Source organism: Pseudomonas sp. KU26590, assembly GCF_026153515.1.
In the GTDB taxonomy this organism is placed as follows: domain Bacteria; phylum Pseudomonadota; class Gammaproteobacteria; order Pseudomonadales; family Pseudomonadaceae; genus Aquipseudomonas.
Genome location: NZ_CP110644.1, coordinates 4,075,026 through 4,094,901, shown reverse-complemented (window position 1 = coordinate 4,094,901; position 19,876 = coordinate 4,075,026). Strand labels below are relative to the sequence as shown.

Annotated in this window: 16 protein-coding genes and 2 pseudogenes; all 18 read left to right on the top strand. The window is 63.5% G+C overall.

The window, feature by feature from the left end; translation table 11 throughout:
* Positions 1-68 precede the first annotated feature (68 nt).
* A complete protein-coding gene (locus OKW98_RS17940) occupies positions 69-3,470 on the top strand; it encodes an ATP-binding protein (RefSeq protein WP_265385987.1) in 3,402 nt (1,133 codons plus the stop codon).
* Positions 3,445-4,116, top strand: coding sequence for a response regulator (locus tag OKW98_RS17935; RefSeq protein WP_265385986.1), 672 nt, complete (start codon positions 3,445-3,447; stop codon positions 4,114-4,116). Before OKW98_RS17940 ends, OKW98_RS17935 begins: the two co-directional genes overlap by 26 nt.
* A 532-nt stretch (positions 4,117-4,648) precedes the next feature.
* Positions 4,649-5,635 (top strand): annotated as a pseudogene (locus OKW98_RS27615) (cache domain-containing protein); the annotation flags it as partial.
* Positions 5,636-5,776: 141 nt separating this feature from the next.
* Positions 5,777-6,541: a methyl-accepting chemotaxis protein gene (locus OKW98_RS27610; protein ID WP_416148510.1), complete on the top strand. Its 765-nt coding sequence runs from the start codon at positions 5,777-5,779 to the stop codon at positions 6,539-6,541.
* A 1,586-nt stretch (positions 6,542-8,127) separates the two neighbouring features.
* Positions 8,128-8,961 (top strand): phosphonate ABC transporter ATP-binding protein, encoded by an 834-nt coding sequence (phnC, locus tag OKW98_RS17925; protein WP_265385984.1) that lies wholly within the window; start codon positions 8,128-8,130, stop codon positions 8,959-8,961.
* 73 nt (positions 8,962-9,034) lie between these two features.
* Positions 9,035-10,039: a phosphonate ABC transporter substrate-binding protein gene (gene phnD, locus OKW98_RS17920; RefSeq protein ID WP_265385983.1), complete on the top strand. Its 1,005-nt coding sequence runs from the start codon at positions 9,035-9,037 to the stop codon at positions 10,037-10,039.
* A 90-nt stretch (positions 10,040-10,129) separates the two neighbouring features.
* Positions 10,130-10,918: a phosphonate ABC transporter, permease protein PhnE gene (phnE, locus tag OKW98_RS17915; protein ID WP_265385982.1), complete on the top strand. Its 789-nt coding sequence runs from the start codon at positions 10,130-10,132 to the stop codon at positions 10,916-10,918.
* A gap of 39 nt (positions 10,919-10,957) precedes the next feature.
* The gene (gene phnF, locus OKW98_RS17910; protein WP_265385981.1) at positions 10,958-11,692 is read left to right on the top strand and encodes a phosphonate metabolism transcriptional regulator PhnF; all 735 of its coding nucleotides are present in this window, start codon (positions 10,958-10,960) and stop codon (positions 11,690-11,692) included.
* 14 nt (positions 11,693-11,706) lie between these two features.
* Positions 11,707-12,189 carry a phosphonate C-P lyase system protein PhnG gene (phnG, locus tag OKW98_RS17905; protein WP_265385980.1) on the top strand — a complete coding sequence of 161 codons (483 nt, stop codon included), beginning with the start codon at positions 11,707-11,709 and terminating at the stop codon, positions 12,187-12,189.
* Between the two features lie 26 nt (positions 12,190-12,215).
* Positions 12,216-12,863 (top strand): phosphonate C-P lyase system protein PhnH, encoded by a 648-nt coding sequence (gene phnH, locus OKW98_RS17900; protein ID WP_265389764.1) that lies wholly within the window; start codon positions 12,216-12,218, stop codon positions 12,861-12,863.
* On the top strand, positions 12,863-13,936 hold the full coding sequence (locus tag OKW98_RS17895; RefSeq protein ID WP_265385979.1) for a carbon-phosphorus lyase complex subunit PhnI: 1,074 nt from the start codon (positions 12,863-12,865) through the stop codon (positions 13,934-13,936). Before phnH ends, OKW98_RS17895 begins: the two co-directional genes overlap by 1 nt.
* Positions 13,933-14,826, top strand: a complete 894-nt coding sequence (locus OKW98_RS17890; RefSeq protein ID WP_265385978.1) for an alpha-D-ribose 1-methylphosphonate 5-phosphate C-P-lyase PhnJ — start codon at positions 13,933-13,935, stop codon at positions 14,824-14,826. The genes OKW98_RS17895 and OKW98_RS17890 overlap by 4 nt, the downstream gene beginning before the upstream one ends.
* On the top strand, positions 14,823-15,653 hold the full coding sequence (phnK, locus tag OKW98_RS17885) for a phosphonate C-P lyase system protein PhnK (RefSeq protein WP_265385977.1): 831 nt from the start codon (positions 14,823-14,825) through the stop codon (positions 15,651-15,653). Before OKW98_RS17890 ends, phnK begins: the two co-directional genes overlap by 4 nt.
* A 22-nt stretch (positions 15,654-15,675) precedes the next feature.
* Positions 15,676-16,425: a phosphonate C-P lyase system protein PhnL gene (phnL, locus tag OKW98_RS17880; protein WP_265385976.1), complete on the top strand. Its 750-nt coding sequence runs from the start codon at positions 15,676-15,678 to the stop codon at positions 16,423-16,425.
* On the top strand, positions 16,419-17,594 hold the full coding sequence (locus OKW98_RS17875; protein ID WP_265385975.1) for an alpha-D-ribose 1-methylphosphonate 5-triphosphate diphosphatase: 1,176 nt from the start codon (positions 16,419-16,421) through the stop codon (positions 17,592-17,594). Before phnL ends, OKW98_RS17875 begins: the two co-directional genes overlap by 7 nt.
* A complete protein-coding gene (gene phnN, locus OKW98_RS17870; RefSeq protein ID WP_265385974.1) occupies positions 17,594-18,160 on the top strand; it encodes a phosphonate metabolism protein/1,5-bisphosphokinase (PRPP-forming) PhnN in 567 nt (188 codons plus the stop codon). Before OKW98_RS17875 ends, phnN begins: the two co-directional genes overlap by 1 nt.
* Positions 18,151-18,900: a phosphonate metabolism protein PhnP gene (phnP, locus tag OKW98_RS17865; RefSeq protein ID WP_265385973.1), complete on the top strand. Its 750-nt coding sequence runs from the start codon at positions 18,151-18,153 to the stop codon at positions 18,898-18,900. The genes phnN and phnP overlap by 10 nt, the downstream gene beginning before the upstream one ends.
* 137 nt (positions 18,901-19,037) lie before the next feature.
* Positions 19,038-19,871, top strand: a pseudogene (locus OKW98_RS27605) (cache domain-containing protein); the annotation flags it as partial.
* Positions 19,872-19,876 lie beyond the last annotated feature (5 nt).

The window sequence follows — 19,876 nt, the reverse complement described above, 5'->3', positions numbered from 1 at the left end:
CGCGGCACAGAAGTTGCTCTTTGAATTTTAGCGGTCTCAATTCGCTCCCTCTCATCAGGAACCCCTCAGTGCGACCCTCCGGCTCTCAACGCATCATCAAGGTGCGCCGCGATTACAATCGTCTGGTCGCCGACGAGACCATGGAAGACTACGCGTTGCGTTTCACGCCCAAGTCCTTTCGCAAATGGTCGGAGTTCCGCATCGCCAACACCGCAGTCGGTGCCGTGTCATTCCTGGCACTGGAAGCCATCGGCGGCGCGCTGGTGATGAGCTACGGCTTCACCAACACCTTATGGGCCATCATCGCCATGACGGTGGTGATCTTTCTCACCGGGCTGCCCATCAGCTACTACGCCGCGCGTTATGGCGTGGACATGGACCTGCTGACCCGTGGCGCCGGCTTCGGCTACATCGGCTCGACCATCACCTCGTTGATCTACGCCAGTTTCACCTTTCTGTTCTTCGCCCTCGAGGCGGCGATCATGGCCCTGGCGCTGGAGCTGTACACCCACATTCCGTTGGCGCTGGCGTACGTGATCTGCTCGATCATCGTCATCCCGCTGGTGGCCTACGGCATCACCCTGATCAGTCGCCTGCAAATGTGGTCGCAACCGTTGTGGCTGACGTTGTTGATCGTGCCGTACGTGTTCGTGATCTGGAAAAACCCTGACGCGCTGTCCGACCTCACCAGCTTTGCCGGGCGCGAAGGTGAGGGCGGCACCTTCAATCTGCTGCTGTTCGGCGCCGCGTTCAGCGTGGCGTTGTCCCTGGTGACGCAGATCGGCGAGCAGGTGGACTACCTGCGCTTTCTGCCGGAAAAAACCCGCCGCAACCGCAAGCGCTGGTGGGCCGCGCTGCTGATGGCCGGGCCCGGCTGGGTCATCCCCGGCGGCCTGAAAATCATGGCCGGGGCCTTTCTTGCTTTCCTCGCCCTGCAACATCAAGTGCCCATCGAACGCGCGGCTGAGCCGACGCAGATGTACCTGGTGGCGTTCAATTACGTGTTTGCCTCCCCGGAGTGGGCGCTGGCGGCCATGGTGCTGTTCGTGATCATTTCCCAGATCAAGATCAACATGACCAACGCCTACGCCGGGTCCCTGGCCTGGTCGAACTTCTTCGCCCGGGTCACCCACAGCCATCCGGGCCGGGTGGTCTGGCTGGTGTTCAACGTCGCTATCGCGCTGATTCTCATGGAACTCGGCGTGTTCGACGCCATTGAGGAAGTGCTTGGCCTCTATGCCAATGTCGCCATCGCCTGGATCGGCGCGCTCGTGGCCGATCTGGTGATCAACAAGCCCCTCGGTCTCTCGCCCACGTACATTGAGTTCAAGCGCGCGCACCTGTACGACATCAACCCGGTGGGCGTCGGCGCGATGTTTATTGCGTCACTGCTGTCCATGTGTGCCCATTTCGGTGCGTTGGGGGAGGTGGCCCGCGCCGCGCCACCGCTGATTTCCCTGACCACGGCGCTGATAGCGGCGCCGTTGATCGCCTGGCTGACCAAAGGCCGTTACTACATCGCCCGGGAAAGCGACCCCGGCCTGCTGTTCCCCCTCGGGCGCCAGACCAGCCTGCGCTGTGGCGTGTGCAGCAATAGTTTCGAAACCCCGGACATGGCCTGGTGCCCGGCGTACGGTTCGCCCATCTGCTCGTTGTGCTGTTCGCTGGACGCCCGCTGCGGCGATCAATGCAAAACCCGCTCGCGGCTGTCGATGCAGTTCGAGGACCTGATCGGCCGCCTGCTGCCCCGCTTGCCACGCCAATACCTGCACACCCGGCTGGCGCAATACCTGGGCCTGCTCACCGTGCTGGTGCTGACCCTGACCGGGGCGCTGACGATGATTTACAGCCAGGTCTCACACGGGCTGATCGATCAGTCGCCTCAGGTGCATCACACCCTGATGCTGGCGTTTCTCAAGGCGTTCCTGACCTTTTGCGTGTTCGCCGGCGTACTGGCCTGGTGGGTGGTGCTGACCCGGGAGAGCCGGCGCGTGGCCCTGGAAGAATCCGAGCGGCAGACGGCGTTGTTGATACAGGAAATCGAGGCGCACCACAAAACCGATCAGGCGCTGCAGGAAGCCAAGGAAGCCTCGGAGGCCGCCAACGCCGCCAAGAGCCGCTATGTCACCGGGCTGTCCCACGAGCTGCGCACGCCGCTCAACAGCATTCTTGGTTTCACCCAGATCCTGCAACGGGACAGCGCCACCCCTAGCAAACATCTGGATTCCCTGGCGACCATCATGCGCAGCAGTTCGCATTTGTTGTCGCTGATCGACGGCCTGCTGGACGTGGCCAAGATCGAAGCCGGCAAACTGCGGCTGGAGCCGACCGAAATCCTGTTCCAGGAGTTTCTCGACGACCTGGAGAAAATGTTCGCCAGCACGGCCCGGGAGAAAGGCCTGCACTTTCGCCTGGAGCTGATCGGGCGCATGCCGGAAGTGGTGCGCGGCGACGAGAAGCGGGTGCGGCAGATCCTGATCAACCTGCTGGGCAACGCGATCAACTTCACTGACAGCGGGGAAGTCTGCCTGCGGGTCAGTTACCGCCGCGAAACAGCGACCTTCGACATCATCGACACCGGTATCGGCATCGCGCCGGAACAGATCGAGCGGATTTTTCAGCCGTTCGAACGCGGCGGGCTGGTACGGCAAGACAACGGTGTGGGTCTGGGGCTGACCATCACGCGGATGCTCACGGCGTTGATGGGCGGCGCCCTGTCCGTCAGCAGCCAGCCTGATGAAGGCACGCGGTTTCAGGTGCGGCTGTTCCTGTCCGAAGTGCGGGTGCCCAAGGCGATCATCGACGTCAACCACGACGTCATCGGTTACGACGGTCAGCGGCGGCTGATTCTGGTGGTGGACGATCACATCGAGCACCGCAAGGTCATCAGCGGCATGCTCATGCCGCTGGGTTTTGACGTGGCGCAGGCGGCCAACGGGCAAGAAGCGGTCAGGCAGGTGTCGCTGCTGCACCCGGACCTGATCCTGATGGACCTGTCCATGCCGGACATGGACGGTTGGGCGACCAGTCGGATGATCCGCCGCAACGCGCTGTCCCTGGCGCCGATCATCGTGCTGTCGGCCAACGCCAATGCCTTCGCCGATGACAAGGAACGCAGCTTGCAGGTCTGCAATGACTACCTGGCCAAACCCCTGCATTTGCCGCAACTGCTGGACCGGATTCAGCACCATCTGCAACTGACCTGGCAGCGGCGTTTGCGCAGTGCCCCGTTGCTGGTGCAAACGCCGGGGGTGTTGCCGTCGCGCGAAGATCTGGAAGAGCTGTATGAGCTGTGCGGCCTGGGCTATATCCGTGGCATTCAACAAAAACTCGACGCCATCGAGCGCGAGAACATTTACAGCGCCGGTTTTGTCACCCGCCTGCGAACCCTGGCGTCAGGTTTTCGCCTGGATGAACTCAGTCTTCAATTGAAGGAGGCCCTTAATGGACGCCATGACCCGAGCCGCTGAAAACGGCGTCATCCTGATCGTCGATGACGTACCCGATAACCTGGCGCTGCTGTCCGATGCGCTCGACGAGGCGGGGTACATGGTGCTGGTGGCGCTGGACGGGCACAGCGCGTTGACCCGCATCCAGCGTCGGCGTCCGGACCTGATTCTGCTGGACGCGATGATGCCCGGCCTGAACGGCTTCGACACCTGCCGCCTGATCAAGGCGCAGCCGGACACCGCCAACATTCCTGTGCTGTTCATGACCGCGCTGACCGACAGCGAGCACGTGGTGCAGGGTTTCGAGGCCGGCGCTATCGACTACGTCACCAAGCCGATCGAGTGCGCCGAAGTGCTGGCCCGGGTCGCTTCGCACTTGCGCACCGCGCGCATCCTGCAATCCGCCCGCACGGCGTCGCAGCCGGTGACGTTTGAAGACAAATCCGCCTACGGCAAACTGTCCCGGCGCTTCCAGCTCACCGACCGGGAAATCGAAGTGCTGCGCTGGGTGTCCTGCGGCAAAACCAACAAAGACATCGCCGACATCCTGCAACTGAGCCCGCGCACGGTGAACAAACACCTGGAACACATCTACATCAAACTCGGCGTCGAAACCCGCACCGCCGCCACCTCCGTGGCCATGGCGGCGATGACCGATCGGGTGTGATCCCCGGGATACGAAGATCAAAAGCAGATCAAGAGCTTCCCGGCTGAAGCCGGTCCTACAGTCGGAGTCGGTCGCAATGAATGCACGCGCTGCTGTTAGTGGGACCGGCTTTAGCCGGGAAGAGGCCGGTTTGAGCGCTGCCAATTCTGCGGTATGAACCTTGATCGCCTGATCGTTCCCCCGCCCCGCGTGGGAATGCATCCCCTGGCGCTCCGCGTCGCAGGTCTCACTGACGGGATGCGGTGCTTTTGTAGGACCGGCTTCAGCCGGGAAGGGGCCAGTCTGCACACCCTCAATCTTTGGATCCAGCCACCACGTAAACGCCCCTCATTTGGATAGAGACTCAACCGCTTAACCCCTCAAATAACCACCCTGAATCTTCATTAGTACCCGGCCCTAAACTCCCTGCGTCCGCTGCCGAAACATCTTTCAGGCCGTGCCTTCTCTTTCCCTGCAGCACCCGTGCAAAGCGCAGCGCACCTATCGGCATCGCACTCTCGTCGCTGTCATCTCTGGTTATGGACACACGCATATGATCAAACGTCTGGGTTTCAGCAAAAAGATCCTGCTGGCCGCTGCACTCATCGTGGTAGTTGCTTTCTCGTGTTTCATTCTGGTGAACGATTATCGCCAGCGCGAAACCCTGAAGAACAGCGTCGCCTCCGAACTTCAACAGATGGGAAGCCTGACCACTCAAAACATTCAAACCTGGCTCGACAGCCGCACGCAGTTGCTCAACTCCATGGCCCAGCAGATCGCGGTTGACGGTCCGGCGGCAGGCAGCCTGCAGCGGGTGATCGGTTTGCCGGTGTACCCGGACAATTTCCAGCTCAGTTATTTCGGCAGCAAGGACGGCGTGATGTTCTCCGTGCCGACGGGCAATCGCCCGGCCGACTATGACCCGCGGGCCCGTGGCTGGTACAAGGCCGCCGACGCGGCGCAGGGCATTATCGTGACTGAACCGTACATCGCCGCGTCGTCGGGCAAGCTGGTGGTGACACTGGCCACGCCGGTGCGACAGCAAGGGCAGATGATCGGCGTCGCGGGCGCGGACATCTCCCTGGACGCGATCAGCAAGACCATTAACTCGCTGAACTTCGGCGGCCATGGCTATGCGTACATCGTCAGCGCCGACGGCAAGATTCTCATCCACCCGGACAGCAAGCTGATCCTCAAGAACGTCAGCGAGGCTTACCCGAGCGGCGCGCCGACCATCGCGCCGGGCGTGGCGGAAATCGAATCCGGCGGCAAGGCGCAGATCATCTCGTTCACCAAGGTGGAAGGGCTGTCCTCGGCGAACTGGTACGTGGCACTGGTGCTCGACCGCGACGCGGCCTACTCGATGCTCAGCGAATTCCGCTCTTCGGCGATCTTGGCAATGGTCATCGCGGTGGCGATCATCATGCTCCTGCTGGGCCTGCTGATCCGTACCCTGATGCAGCCGTTGCACCAGATGGGCCGGGCAATGCAGGACATGGCCGACGGCGAGGGCGACCTGACCAAGCGTCTGGCCATCGTCTCCCAGGATGAATTTGGCGCGCTCGCGCAGTCGTTCAACCGTTTCGTGGAACGTATCCACGGCTCGATCCGCGAAGTGGCCTCGACCGCTGGGCAACTGGGTGAAGTCGCGGCGCGCGTGGTTGGGGCTTCCAACTCGTCGATGGGCAATTCCGATCAGCAGACCAGCCGCACCAGCAGTGTGGCCGCCGCGATCAACCAGCTCGGCGCCGCCGCCCAGGAAATCGCCCAGAACGCCGCGCTGGCGTCCCAGCATTCCAGCGAAGCCACGCAACTGGCCAGTGAAGGTCAGAGCGTTGTCAGCCAGACCATCAAGGCGATGAACCAGCTGTCCGAGAAGATCAGCGAGTCGTGCGCCAACATTGAAACCTTGAACAACAAGACGGCGAACATCGGGCAGATTCTGGAAGTGATTACCGGTATTTCCCAGCAGACCAACTTGCTGGCGCTCAATGCCGCCATCGAAGCGGCGCGGGCAGGGGAAGCGGGCCGTGGTTTTGCGGTGGTGGCGGACGAGGTGAGGAACCTGGCTCACCGTACCCAGGATTCGGCGCAGCAGGTGCAGGGCATGATCGAGGAATTGCAGGTCGGTGCGCGCGACGCGGTGATCAACATGACCGAGAGCCAGCGCCAGAGCGAGAACAGCGTGATCATTGCCAATCAGGCCGGTGAACGCCTCAACAGCGTGACCCGCCGGATCGGCGAAATCGATGGCATGAACCAGTCGGTGGCGACTGCGACCGAGGAGCAGACGGCGGTGGTCGAGTCGATTAATGTCGATATCACTGAGATCAATACGCTGAACCAGGAAGGCGTCGATAACCTGAAGTCTACGCTCGACGCTTGTACGCACCTGGAGCATCAGACGGCGCGGTTGCAGCATTTGGTGGGGACCTTCAGGATCTAGATCAAAGGCGTCTGCCTGGGGGCAGACCGTTTCGCCTTCGGCGACTTACTTTTGAAAAGTCGAAAGTCGCACCATCCAAAAGTAAGCAAAAGTGCCTGCTCCTGGTTGGGCCCCTCGTTCCTCGGGGTTCCTTCACTCCGGTCCCGCTCCGTGGGCCCGCCGCCATCCGCCATCCATGGCGGGGGGCGGCTCTCGCGGCATCCATGCCGCTCGGCCCACTCCGCGAGACCTGCGTTCAGCCTGCACCCAAGTCGCGATGGGCGTCGTCTGAACTATTTGTGTTTGAAGATCAAGATCAAAAGCACATCAAAGGCTTCCCGGCTAAAGCCGGTCCCACTAGGTACGAGGTGATCGTTCCCTACGCTCCGCGTGGGAATGCATCCCCTGACGCTCCGCGTCACAGGTCTCACTGACGGGATGCGGTGATCTTGTGGGACCGGCTTCAGCCGGGAAAGGGCCAGTCTCCACACCCTCAATCCCGCAGCGCGCCACCTGACGCTTTCCCGGCTAAAGCCAATCCCACCAACGCAGGCACGACGCGAAACTGAGCCGGCTTGCTGGCGAACCGGTTTCGTCATCCGACACTTTCGGTTCTGGCCCACCGCGTTCGCCAGCAAGCCGGCTCCCACAGAATGCCGCCCGACCTCAATTCTGCAGCGCGCCATCCGACGCCTTCCCGGCTAAAGCCGGTCCTACGGTCGAAATGCATTTCCATAGTGGGACCGGCTTCAGCCGGGAAGAGGCCAGTGTGTACACCCTCAATTCTGCGGCGTGACGCCTGACGCTTTCCCGGCTAAAGCCAATCCCACCAACGCAGGCACGACGCGAAACTGAGCCGGCTTGCTGGCGAACCGGTTTCGTCATCCGACACTTTCGGTTCTGGCCCACCGCGTTCGCCAGCAAGCCGGCTCCCACAGAATGCCGCCCGACCTCAATTCTGCAGCGCGCCATCCGACGCCTTCCCGGCTAAAGCCGGTCCTACGGTCGAAATGCATTTCCATAGTGGGACCGGCTTCAGCCGGGAAGAGGCCAGTGTGTACACCCTCAATTCTGCGGCGTGACGCCTGACGCTTTCCCGGCTAAAGCCAGTCCCACCAACGCAGGCACGACGCGAAACTGTAGGAGCCGGCTTGCTGGCGAACCGGTTTCGTCAGCCAACACTTTCGGTTCTGACCCACCGCGTTCGCCAGCAAGCCGGCTCCTACAGAACCGCTGCCAGGCATCAGTACGGCGGCGTAACACCCGTCGCTTTCCCGGATAAAGCCAATCCTGCTAGGGCAACAGACCAACGGCACGAATTATTTGTTTCAGGCCCATCCTTAACCCCGCCATCCAGCCTTCAACATCCGCGCAACTTGTCTAGCCCGCACAGCGGCTAAACCGCCCTTCGACGTCCTGATGTCCACAAAACCCCCGAAAAATCCCGTAGCAAAGCGTCTCCGAACTGCCACCCCGCGGTCATCTTCGATTCATGGAACTGCCACAGCCTACCCCTAATGTCACTCGCACCGAACGCGGCCATGGACGGTCGTGCGGCTGATCACTCACCCCGGCAGGACGCTGGAATCACAAGACCAGAGAAGCCCATGAACGCAGCCATCCACGTCGACCGCTTGAACAAGACATTTGCTGGAAAGTCCGCCTTGGTTGACCTCGCATTGTCTATACAACACGGGGAAATGGTGGCGCTGATCGGCGCTTCCGGTTCCGGCAAGTCCACGCTGTTGCGCCATCTGGCCGGGCTGGCCTGCTGCGATCGCAGCAACGGTGGCAGCGTCCAGGTGCTGGGCCGCGAAGTGCAGGCTTCGGGCCGCCTCAACGGCAAAGTGCGGCGCCTGCGCGCCGACATCGGCTACATCTTCCAGCAATTCAACCTGGTCAACCGCCTCAGCGTGCTCGACAACGTCCTGCTCGGCTGCCTCGGCCGTATGCCGCGCTGGCGTGGCAGCCTGGGCCTGTTCAACGCTGAGGAGAAAGCCCGCGCCATGGCCAACCTCGACCGCGTCGGCCTCGCCGATCTGGCACCGCAGCGGGCTTCGACCCTGTCCGGCGGCCAGCAGCAGCGAGTGGCCATTGCCCGCGCGCTGACCCAGCAGGCCGAAGTCATTCTCGCCGACGAACCCATTGCATCCCTCGACCCCGAGTCCGCCCGCAAGGTGATGGAAATCCTCGCCGACATCAATCGCAAGGACGGCAAGACCGTCGTCGTCACCCTGCATCAGGTGGATTACGCCGTGCGGTATTGCGCGCGTGCCGTGGCACTCAAGGGCGGGCGCATTCACTTCGACGGCAACGGCTGCGAGCTCAACAGCCAGTTCCTCAACGACCTGTACGGCGCCGACGCTGACACCAGCCTGATGTTCGACGGCAGCGCACGGGACTCTGAACGACCCCCGCAACTGATGATGGCCCGCGCCTGATTCAGCTGCAGCACTGACAAACCACATAAACCAGACAACACCCCAACAACCAACCCAGCTCCGGGAGTTCCCCATGTTGAACCGTATCGGGCGCGTATTCGCGTCTGCCGCTGTCGTCGCCGGTTGCCTGATGGGCACTGCGCAGGCCGACGACAACGTCATCAACTTCGGCATCATGTCCACTGAGTCCTCGCAAAACCTGAAGAGCGTCTGGCAGCCGTTCCTCGACGACATGACGAAAAAGACCGGGCTGAAAGTCAACGCCACATTCGCCTCCGACTACGCCGGCCTGATCCAGGGCATGCGTTTCAACAAGGTGGATGTGGCCTGGCTCGGCAACAAGGCGGCCATGGAAGCGGTTGACCGGTCCGGCGGGGAGATCTTCGCCCAGACCGCTGCCGCCAACGGTGCGCCCGGCTACTGGAGCGTGATCATTGCGCGCAAGGACAGCCCGATCAATTCGGTCGAGGACATGCTCAAGCACGCCAAGGAACTGACCTTCGGCAACGGCGACCCGAACTCCACCTCGGGCTATCTGGTGCCGGGCTATTACGTGTTCGCGCAGAACCACGTCGACGCCGCCACCGCCTTCAAACGCACGCTGAACTCCAGCCATGAAGTCAACGCCCTCAGCGTGGCCAAAGGGCAACTGGACGTCGCCACCTTCAACACCGAAAGCTGGGACCGTCTGGAAGTCACCCAGCCGGACAAGGCCGCGATGCTCAAGGTGATCTGGAAATCGCCGCTGATCCCGGCCGACCCGATGGTCTGGCGCAAGGGCCTGTCGGACGCGGACAAGAACAAGATCCGCGATTTCTTCGCCAACTACGGTGACACCGACGAAGAAAAGGCCGTGCTGAAGAACATGCAGATGGGCAAGTTCCTCAAGTCCTCGGACGACCAGTTGCTGACCATCCGCCAGCTCGAGCTGTTCAAGCAGAAGACCGAAACCACGGCCAGCAACACCCTCAGCGCCGACGAGAAGGCCACCCGCCTGAAAGACATCGACGCCGGGCTGACCAAGCTGCAGGACCGTATTTCCGAGCTGGAAAAACAAGGCACCGCCAAGGCGGGTTGATGCACGGGGCGCGCTTGCCTGTGTGGGTAAACCACGTGCAGGCACAGCGCGCCAGTCATGACGCTTTACCCGTTCGCAACCGGACTTTTTATGACCACTCACGCTGCTTACATCCAGGCCGCTGGCAAGCGCAGCTGGCCGCAATACCTGGGCTGGGGCCTGTTCCTGGCGATGATGGCCTGGGCCTGGCACGGCGCGGAAATGAACCCGCTGGCGTTGTACCGCGACTCCGGCAACATGGCGACCTTCGCCGCCGACTTCTTCCCGCCTGACTTCCACGAATGGCGCGCCTACCTCAAGGAAATGATCGTCACCGTGCAGATCGCCCTCTGGGGCACGCTGCTGGCGATCGTCTGCTCGGTACCGCTGGGCATTCTTTGCGCCGACAACATCACCCCGTGGTGGATTCACCAGCCGCTGCGCCGGGTCATGGATGCCTTCCGCTCGATCAACGAAATGGTCTTCGCGATGCTCTTCGTGGTGGCTGTCGGCCTGGGCCCGTTTGCCGGGGTCCTGGCGTTGTGGATCAGCACCACCGGCGTGCTCGCCAAACTGTTCGCCGAAGCGGTGGAAGCGATTGATCCGGGCCCGGTCGAGGGCGTGCGTGCCACCGGCGCCAGTGCCTTGCAGGAAGTGATCTTCGGGGTCATCCCGCAGGTCATGCCGCTGTGGATTTCCTACGCGCTGTACCGCTTCGAATCCAACGTGCGCTCGGCGACGGTGGTGGGGATGGTCGGTGCCGGCGGCATCGGCGTGATCCTCTGGGAAAACATCCGCGCCTTCCAGTTCACCCAGACCTGTTCGGTGCTGCTGGTGATCATCGTGGTGGTGAGCGTCATCGACATCTTCTCCCAGCGCCTGCGCAAGCAGTTCATCTAATGACCACGACAGGAGAGGGTGCGAACCCTTTTTTTAGCCATGCAGTTGTCTAGACAATCCGAACCGCTTCATCGAGAACCCATTCACCGGGAACCCAGGTACCGCGAACTGGCGCAGACCCTGCGCAGTGAACTTGACCGCTACATCGCCGGCGAATACCTGCCCGCGGAAGTCCAGCTGGCCGCGCGCTTCGAGGTCAACCGGCACACCGTGCGCAGGGCCATCGACGAACTGGTGCGCGAAGGCAGTTTGCTGCGCCGCCAGGGCAAAGGCACCCAGGTACTGGGGCGTCCGCTGGTGTACCCGGTTGCCGCCGGCAGCGCGTACAGCGAATCCCTCGCCGCGCTGGGCCACGGCGTTGAAGCGGTGCTGCTGCAACGCAGGCTCTGCACGGCGACGGCGGAGGAGGCCGGGCACCTGGGCCTTGAACCCCACGCGCCGCTGATCGAACTGCAAACCCTGCGCCGCCTCGACGGCCAGCCGGTCTGCCTGATTCGCCACCGTTACTGCGCCACCCGCGCGGCGTTGATCGCTGACTACATCAGCGGCTCGGTGCGCCAGTTCCTTGCCGAACGCCAGTTGCCGTTGACCCGCACCTTCAGCCTGATCGGCGCGCGCCTGCCCAGTCGCGAAGAGGCCAGCGTGCTGCTGATGCCCCGTCATTTGCCAGCGCTGACGGTGCTCACCCTTTCCCACGATGCGCACGGAAACCCGGTGGAGATTGCCCATTCCACCAGCCGCTCCGACCGCTTCCAGTATCAGATCGTCACCTGACGGAGATGCCCTCGATGACTGCCACATCCGTTTCCTCCAGCGCGCCCGACGCTTCAGCCCCCGAACAGTCTGCCCGCCAGCACTGGATTGGCGTGCTCTCGCGCAGCCGCCGCGCCGAACTGCTGGCCCACGAAGCCGCGTTGCGTGACGCCGACTACCAACTGATCCGCGCCCCGGAAATCGGCATGACCCTGGTGCGGGGCCGCATGGGCGGCAGCGGCGCGCCGTTCAACGTCGGCGAGATGACCGTGACCCGTTGCGTGGTGCGTCTGGCCGACGGCCGCACCGGCTTCAGCTACCTGGCCGGGCGCGACAAGACCCACGCCGAACTCGCCGCCCTGGCCGACGCGCATCTGCAGGGCGCCCAACAGGCGCACTGGATCAGCGACCTGATCGACCCGCTGGCCCGCGCGCAAGACCTGCGCCGGGCCCAACAACAAGCCGAAACCGCCGCGACCAAAGTGGACTTCTTCACCCTGGTCAGAGGAGAAAACTGATGAGCACGTCTCTCGCAACTCAATCCTTGCCCGCCTCGCTGTTGCAGCCGGCATTCGCCGATCCGGTGCTGGATGCCCAGCGCAGTTTTCGCGCCGCCCTCAAGGCGCTGGCCGGGCCCGGTGTCGCCCAGAGCCTGCTCGCCACGCAAACCCCGCCGCACCTCGAAGGCCTCGCCGCGGCCAGTCACGCCCTGTGCCTGGCGCTGTTGGATATCGACACGCCGCTGTGGCTCGCCCCCAAGTTCGACACCCAGGCCATTCGCGCCAACCTGACCTTTCATTGCGGCTGCCCGATCGTCAGCGACCGGCAGAACGCCCGCTTCGCGCTGCTCGACGACAGCCAGCTGCACGACCTCAGCGGTTTCGACCTGGGCAACGATCGCTATCCCGATCAGTCCTGCACGCTGCTGGTTCAGTTGCCGAGCCTGCAGGGCGGCACGCAACTGGCGTGGCATGGACCGGGCATCGAAAGCAAAAACCACGTCAGCCTGCCGTTGCAGGAAGCGTTCTGGCACGAGCGCGAAGCGCGCAATGACTTCCCCCGCGGCATCGACGTGTTCTTCGTCGCCGGCAGCGAATTGCTCGGCCTGCCGCGCAGCACTCAGGTGGCGTTCAAACCGTTGCCGCCCAAGCCGCAGCCGTCGAGTCCTCAACCCACGAGAGGAGCCGCCTGATGTACGTCGCCGTCAAGGGTGGCGAACAGGCCATCGACAATGCCCACAAACTGCTGGCGAAACAGCGCCGGGGCGACACCTCCGTTGCCGAGCTGGGCGTTGAACAGATCCGCCAGCAACTGCCGCTCGCCGTCGCCCGGGTGATGACCGAGGGCTCGCTGTACGACGCCGAACTGGCGGCGCTGGCGATCAAGCAGTCGGCCGGCGATCTGGTTGAAGCGATCTTCCTGCTGCGCGCCTACCGCACCACACTGACCCGCTTCAGCGCCAGCCTGCCGATCAACACCTCCGCCATGCAGCTCAACCGGCGTCTGTCGGCCACGTTCAAGGACGTGCCCGGCGGTCAGTTGCTGGGGCCGACCTTCGACTACACCCACCGTTTGCTGGACTTCACCTTGCTGGCGGAAGGGGAGTTTCCCGGGCCTGAAGTCCAGGCCGATGCCGCCGTTCAGGACTGCCCGCGGGTGCTGGGGCTGCTGGCCAAAGAAGGCCTGATCAAGGAAGAACAGGACACCGGCGCGCCGGTCGCCGACATCACCCGCGAGCCGCTGGAGTACCCGGCCAGCCGCGCCGAGCGCCTGCAAGCACTGGCCCGGGGCGATGAAGGCTTTCTCCTGGCGCTGGGCTATTCGACCCAGCGCGGCTACGGCCGCAACCACCCGTTTGCCGGCGAAATTAGGGTGGGTGACGTGGAAGTGTGGATCGAGCCGGAAGAGCTGGGCTTTCCGATCGCCATCGGCGCCATCGAGGTGACCGAGTGCGAAATGGTCAACCAGTTCGTCGGGTCCGCCACCGAGCTGCCGCAGTTCACCCGCGGCTATGGCCTGGCCTTCGGGCACGCCGAACGCAAAGCCATGGGCATGGCGCTGGTGGACCGCTCGCTGCGCGCCGGTGAATACAGCGAGGAAATTGTCTCGCCGGCCCAGCAGGAAGAGTTCGTGCTCGCCCACTGCGACAACGTCGAGGCCGCCGGTTTCGTCTCGCACTTGAAACTGCCGCACTACGTGGACTTCCAGTCCGAACTGGAACTGATCCGCAAACTGCGCAAGCCCTCCAAGGAGCAGGCTCAATGAACGCCGCCACGCAGCCACGTCCGCAGCCACAACCACAAGCCCCGCGAGACGAGGCCTACAACTTCGCGTATCTGGATGAACAGACCAAACGCATGATCCGTCGCGGCCTGCTCAAGGCCGTGGCCATTCCCGGTTATCAAGTGCCCTTCGGTGGCCGTGAAATGCCGTTGCCCTATGGCTGGGGCACCGGCGGCATGCAACTGACCGCCGCGATCCTCGGCGCCGAAGACGTGCTCAAAGTCATCGATCAGGGCGCCGACGACACCACCAACGCCGTGTCGATCCGCCGTTTCTTTGCCCGCACTGCCGGTGTCGCCACCACCGAGCGCACCCCCGAAGCGACGATCATCCAGACCCGTCACCGCATCCCGGAAACGCCGCTGCACGCCGATCAGATCATGGTCTATCAGGTGCCGATCCCCGAGCCGCTGCGCTTCATCGAGCCCTCGGAAACCGAGACCCGCACCATGCACGCCCTGAATGATTACGGCGTCATGCACGTCAAGCTCTACGAAGACATCGCCACCTTCGGCCACATCGCCACGGCCTACGCCTACCCGGTGACCGTCGACGGGCGCTACGTCATGGACCCGTCGCCGATCCCCAAATTCGACAACCCGAAACTCGACATGAGCCCGGCGCTGATGCTGTTCGGCGCCGGTCGCGAGAAGCGCCTGTACGCGGTGCCGCCGTTCACCCGCGTCACCAGCCTGGACTTCGAGGATCACCCTTTTGAAGTGCAGAAGTGGGAACACAACTGTGCGATCTGCGGCAGCCATGACTCGTTCCTCGACGAGCTGATCCTCGACGATCAGGGCACCCAGAGCTTCGTCTGCTCGGACACCGATTACTGCGCGCAACGGGTCAGTCAGGGGAGGGCCGCGCAATGAATGCTGCTCAACCGATTGACCGGGATGCCGCCAGCGATCGCACCCAGCCGCTGCTGAAAGTGCGCGGACTGACCAAGTTGTACGGCCCGGAGAAAGGCTGCCAGGACGTCAGCTTCGAGCTGTACCCGGGGGAGGTGCTGGGCATCGTCGGCGAATCCGGCTCGGGCAAATCGACCATGCTCTCACTGCTCAGCGGCCGTTGCCCGCCCGACCGCGGCGTCATCGATTACCGCCTCGCCGACACCCATAAAAATGCCGGTGAATGGCTGGACCTGTACAGCGCCAGCGAGGCCGAGCGCCGCACCTTGCTGCGCACCGAGTGGGGCTTCGTCGAGCAGAACCCCCGCGACGGCCTGCGCATGGCGGTGTCGGCCGGGGCCAATATCGGCGAGCGGCTGATGGCCCAGGGCGTGCGCAATTATCAGGCGCTGCGGGCGGCGGGGCTGGACTGGCTCAATCAGGTGGAGATCGACCCGGCGCGCATCGACGACTTGCCGCGGACCTTTTCCGGCGGCATGCAGCAGCGCCTGCAAATCGCCCGAAATCTGGTGTCCGGCCCACGGCTGGTGTTCATGGATGAGCCCACCGGCGGCCTCGACGTGTCGGTGCAGGCGCGTTTGCTCGACCTGATGCGCGGGCTGGTGCGTGAGCTGGACCTGGCGGTGGTCATCGTCACCCACGACCTGGCCGTGGCCCGCTTGCTCGCCGATCGGCTGATGGTCATGCGCCGTTCCCACGTCGTGGAAACCGGCCTGACCGACCAGATCCTCGACGACCCGCAACATCCGTATTCGCAGCTGCTGGTGTCTTCGGTGCTGCAGCCATGATCCGACTTTCAGGATGCCTCCAATGAACGCTCTGATCGAGGTCCGTGACCTCTCGAAAACCTTCACCCTGCACCAGCAAAACGGCGTCGTGCTCAACGTGCTGCGCGGCCTGAATTTCTCCGTCAGCGGCGGCGAATGCCTGGTGCTCCATGGCCATTCGGGCGCGGGCAAAAGCACGCTGCTGCGCACCCTGTACGGCAACTACCTGCCGGCCGGCGGCAGCATTCGCGTGCAGCATCAGGGCGAGTGGCTGGAACTGGTCGGTGCTGCGCCCCGGGACGTGCTGCAAGTGCGCCAGCACACCCTCGGCTACGTCAGCCAGTTTCTGCGCGTCATCCCGCGCGTCGCCACCGTCGATGTGGTCATGGAACCGGCCCTGGCCCGTGGCTGGAAGCGCGAAGACGCCCAGGCCCGCGCCGAGCATCTGCTCGCTCGGCTGAACATTCCCCAGCGCCTCTGGCAGCTGGCGCCGGGGACGTTTTCCGGTGGCGAACAGCAACGCGTCAACATCGCCCGCGGCTTCATGGTGCCGTGGCCGGTGATGCTGCTGGACGAGCCGACTGCCTCGCTGGACGACGGCAATCGCCAGGTGGTCCTCGAATTGATCAATGAAGCGAAGTGCGCCGGCGCCGCAGTGATCGGCATCTTCCACGACCGACTGGCCCGGGAAGCGGTGTCCGACCGTAATCTGGACATGACCCCACCCGACCTTGACCCGCAGGCGTCGATGGCGTCGATGGCGTCGAGCCTGAAGGAGACCGAACAATGCTGAACGAACAAATCCTGACCAACGCCAAGATCGTCACTGCCAAGCACGTCTTTATCGGCACCGTGGTGCTGCGCGACGGTTTGATCAGCGAAGTCGATGACAGCATCAGCCAGCTGTCCCAGGCGCAAAACCTCAACGGCGATTACCTGCTGCCGGGGTTGGTCGAGCTGCACACCGACAACCTCGAAAAACACCTCAGCCCGCGCCCCGGTGTGGACTGGCCCTCGGCCTCGGCGGTGATGAGCCACGATGCGCAAATCATCGCGGCGGGCATCACCACGGTGTTCGACGCGCTGTCCATCGGCGACGTCAATCCCAAGGGCAAGCGCATGCAGCAACTGCCGGGCATGATCGAGGCGATCGCTTCGGCAAACGCTGCCGACCTGACCCGCGCCGAGCACCGCCTGCACCTGCGCTGCGAGGTCTGCCACCCGGACACCCTCAGCGTGTTCCGCGACCTGGTCGAGCAGCCGCTGGTTCAACTGGTGTCGGTGATGGACCATTCGCCGGGGCAGCGCCAGTTCGCCCTGAAATCCAAGTACCGTGAGTACTACATGGGCAAGTACCACCTGAGCAGCGAGCAGATGGACGCCTTCATCGTCGAGCAGGTGGCCAATTCCAAGACCTACAGCGACCGTTATCGCCGGGCCATCGTTGACATCTGCCTGGCGCGCGGGCTGTCGGTGGCCAGTCATGACGACGCCACCCTGGCTCATGTAGAAGAGTCGGCGGCCTACGGCATGAGCATCGCCGAGTTCCCGACCACCCTTGAGGCGGCGCAGGGCTGCCGGCGTCTGGGCATGAGCGTGTTGATGGGTGCGCCGAACATCGTTCGCGGTGGCTCGCACTCGGGCAACATCGCGGCGGCGACATTGGCCAAAGAAGGGCTACTGGATATTCTCTCCAGCGATTACTATCCGGCCAGCCTGCTGCAGGCGGCGTTCACCCTGGGCGCCCAGTTGGATGAGTCGCAGGTGTCAGCGGATGCGTCGACAGGCGCCGGACTGGCCCGCGCGGTGACCACGGTCAGCCTGGCGCCGGCCCGCTCAGCGGGCTTGCACGATCGCGGCGAAATTCGTGTCGGCCTGCGCGCCGACCTGATCCAGGCACGGGCTCTGGGCACACTGCCGATCATTCAACAAGTCTGGCGACAAGCGAAGAGGGTGTTTTGATGGCAGGCAGGTTGATCTATCTCATCGGGCCCTCGGGTTCGGGCAAGGACAGCCTGCTGGACGCGGCCCGCGAGGCATTGGCCGCGCGGGACTGCCGCATCGTGCGGCGGGTCATCACCCGATCGGCGGAAGCCAAGGGCGAAGCGGCCCAGGCCGTCAGCATTGAGCGCTTCGACGAACTGCAGGGCCAGGGCGCGTTTGCCTTGAGCTGGTCGGCCAACGGCTTGCATTACGGCATCCCTATAGAGATCGATCAATGGCTGGCCGGCGGTCACGACGTGCTGGTCAACGGCTCGCGCGGCCATCTGCCTCAAGCGCGGTCGCGTTATCCGTCGCTGTGTGTGGTGCTGCTGACCGTGGATCAATCGGTATTGCGGCATCGATTGCTCAGTCGCGCGCGGGAATCGGCCGAAGACATCGAAACCCGACTGGCGCGCAATGCACAGTTTGCTGACGACGTGCAGGTGAGCGACCCGTCGTTGATCGTGCTGGACAACTCCGGCGCGCTGGAGCAAACCGTCGCCCGATTGATGCAGCGACTGGAGCGCGCCCCCGCATGCGCCTGACCCTTTTGGGCACAGGGGATGCGCGGCAAGTGCCGGTCTACGGCTGTGAATGCGCAGCCTGTCACGCCGCCCACGCCGACCAACGCCTGCGTCGACGCCCGTGTTGCGCGCTGGTGGAACTGGGCGAACAGCGCTGGCTGATCGACAGCGGCTTGCCCGACCTGACCGAACGCTTCCCGCCGCGCAGCCTCAGTGGAATCCTGCAAACCCACTACCACGCCGACCATGCTCAAGGTCTGCTGCACCTGCGCTGGGGGCAGGGGCTGGTCATCCCGGTCCACGGCCCGGTGGACGCCGAAGGGCTGTCGGACCTGTACAAACACCCCGGCATTCTCGATTTCAGCCAGCCGTTCATGCCCTTCGAAAGCCGCGCGCTGGGCGAACTGCAACTCACCGCACTGCCGCTGCTGCACTCCAAACCGACGCTGGGTTATTTGCTCGAAGGCGGCGGCCGGCGCATCGCCTATCTCACCGACACCGTCGGCTTGCCCCACGACACCCGGGCTTTTTTGCAGCGCGAGGCGCTCGACGTGCTGGTCCTCGACTGCTCCATGCCGCCGCAACCGCAGACGCCGCGTAACCACAATGATGTGAATCTGGCGCTGCAGATCATTGAAGCGCTCAAGCCTACGCGAGCCGTGCTGACCCATGTCGGGCATACGCTGGATGCGTGGTTTTTGGAACATGCCGCGGAACTGCCCGACCACATTCAGGTGGCGCGGGACGCAATGGAGGTCTGACCGGGGGGCGGGGAGACGCTTGGCGAGTCGTCCTATAACCACCTGTCGCCGATGTCGCTTAAACATCGTTCCGGCTTCAACTTTTTCCTGTCACGGCCGTTGCAAATGTAGCCCTACATTTCCTTCGGAGTTTGACCATGTCTTTGATTCCCCGCCGTATTGCTGGACGAATGACTCTGGGGATCCTGGCATTGCTGGTGCTCACGGCGGTGGCGATTTTTGCGGTCATGACCCTGGGGGGCAAACCCCAACTGGTGGCCGCCGGCACTGAGTCGGCGGAGCAGTCAGCCAGCGCCATCACCCGTCAGCTGGCGTTGCCCTTGAGCCGCATCGAAGGGACCGCTGCTGCCATGGCGCTGCTGGCAGAGACGCTGCCCCGCGAAGAAACCCTGTACATGAGCAATTTCCCCGCGCTGATCGACAGCCAGGGGGATTCCGCCATCGCCGGTGGCGGCGTGTGGCCGGAGCCCAACGCATTTGCTGCAGGCACCGAGCGTCGCAGTTTTTTCTGGGCACGGGACGCGGGCAATCGGCTGGACTTTTCGGACGAATACAACCAGGCCAAAACGCCGCCCTATCAGGCTGAAACCTGGTACACCGGGGCCAAATCTTCACCGGCAGGCCGTTGCGTCTGGTCCGATGCGTACCAGGACCCGGTCAGCGGCGTGGCCATGACCACCTGCAGCGTCCCTTATCGGGCGCAGGGCGCGTTTGCCGGGGTCGCGACCATCGACCTGAAACTTGACGGTCTGGCGGCTTTCCTCAAAGAGAAAGGCGGCGTCACCGACGGCTACGCATTCGCGGTGGATCCTTCAGGCAACGTGCTGTATTTCCCCGATGCGAAAGGCACCAAGGGCCTGCTGACCATTACCGGATTGAGCCAGGAGCAACCTTGGTTGAAGCCGGTGGCTGATCAGCTCGCGAGCAACACCTCGGCCCTCTCAACTCTGAGGATTGAGCAGGATGGCCGGCTCAA

What these genes read in the sequence shown, in the direction of transcription:
- phnN (WP_265385974.1), top strand. Translation starts at nt 17,594, where the DNA reads ATGGCAGGCAGGTTGATCTATCTCATCGGGCCCTCGGGTTCGGGCAAG.
- phnP (WP_265385973.1), top strand. Translation starts at nt 18,151, where the DNA reads ATGCGCCTGACCCTTTTGGGCACAGGGGATGCGCGGCAAGTGCCGGTC.
- phnG (WP_265385980.1), top strand. Translation starts at nt 11,707, where the DNA reads ATGACTGCCACATCCGTTTCCTCCAGCGCGCCCGACGCTTCAGCCCCC.
- OKW98_RS17895 (WP_265385979.1), top strand. Translation starts at nt 12,863, where the DNA reads ATGTACGTCGCCGTCAAGGGTGGCGAACAGGCCATCGACAATGCCCAC.
- phnL (WP_265385976.1), top strand. Translation starts at nt 15,676, where the DNA reads ATGAACGCTCTGATCGAGGTCCGTGACCTCTCGAAAACCTTCACCCTG.
- phnK (WP_265385977.1), top strand. Translation starts at nt 14,823, where the DNA reads ATGAATGCTGCTCAACCGATTGACCGGGATGCCGCCAGCGATCGCACC.
- phnE (WP_265385982.1), top strand. Translation starts at nt 10,130, where the DNA reads ATGACCACTCACGCTGCTTACATCCAGGCCGCTGGCAAGCGCAGCTGG.
- OKW98_RS17875 (WP_265385975.1), top strand. Translation starts at nt 16,419, where the DNA reads ATGCTGAACGAACAAATCCTGACCAACGCCAAGATCGTCACTGCCAAG.
- OKW98_RS17890 (WP_265385978.1), top strand. Translation starts at nt 13,933, where the DNA reads ATGAACGCCGCCACGCAGCCACGTCCGCAGCCACAACCACAAGCCCCG.
- phnC (WP_265385984.1), top strand. Translation starts at nt 8,128, where the DNA reads ATGAACGCAGCCATCCACGTCGACCGCTTGAACAAGACATTTGCTGGA.
- phnF (WP_265385981.1), top strand. Translation starts at nt 10,958, where the DNA reads ATGCAGTTGTCTAGACAATCCGAACCGCTTCATCGAGAACCCATTCAC.
- OKW98_RS27610 (WP_416148510.1), top strand. Translation starts at nt 5,777, where the DNA reads ATGGGCAATTCCGATCAGCAGACCAGCCGCACCAGCAGTGTGGCCGCC.
- OKW98_RS17935 (WP_265385986.1), top strand. Translation starts at nt 3,445, where the DNA reads ATGGACGCCATGACCCGAGCCGCTGAAAACGGCGTCATCCTGATCGTC.
- phnD (WP_265385983.1), top strand. Translation starts at nt 9,035, where the DNA reads ATGTTGAACCGTATCGGGCGCGTATTCGCGTCTGCCGCTGTCGTCGCC.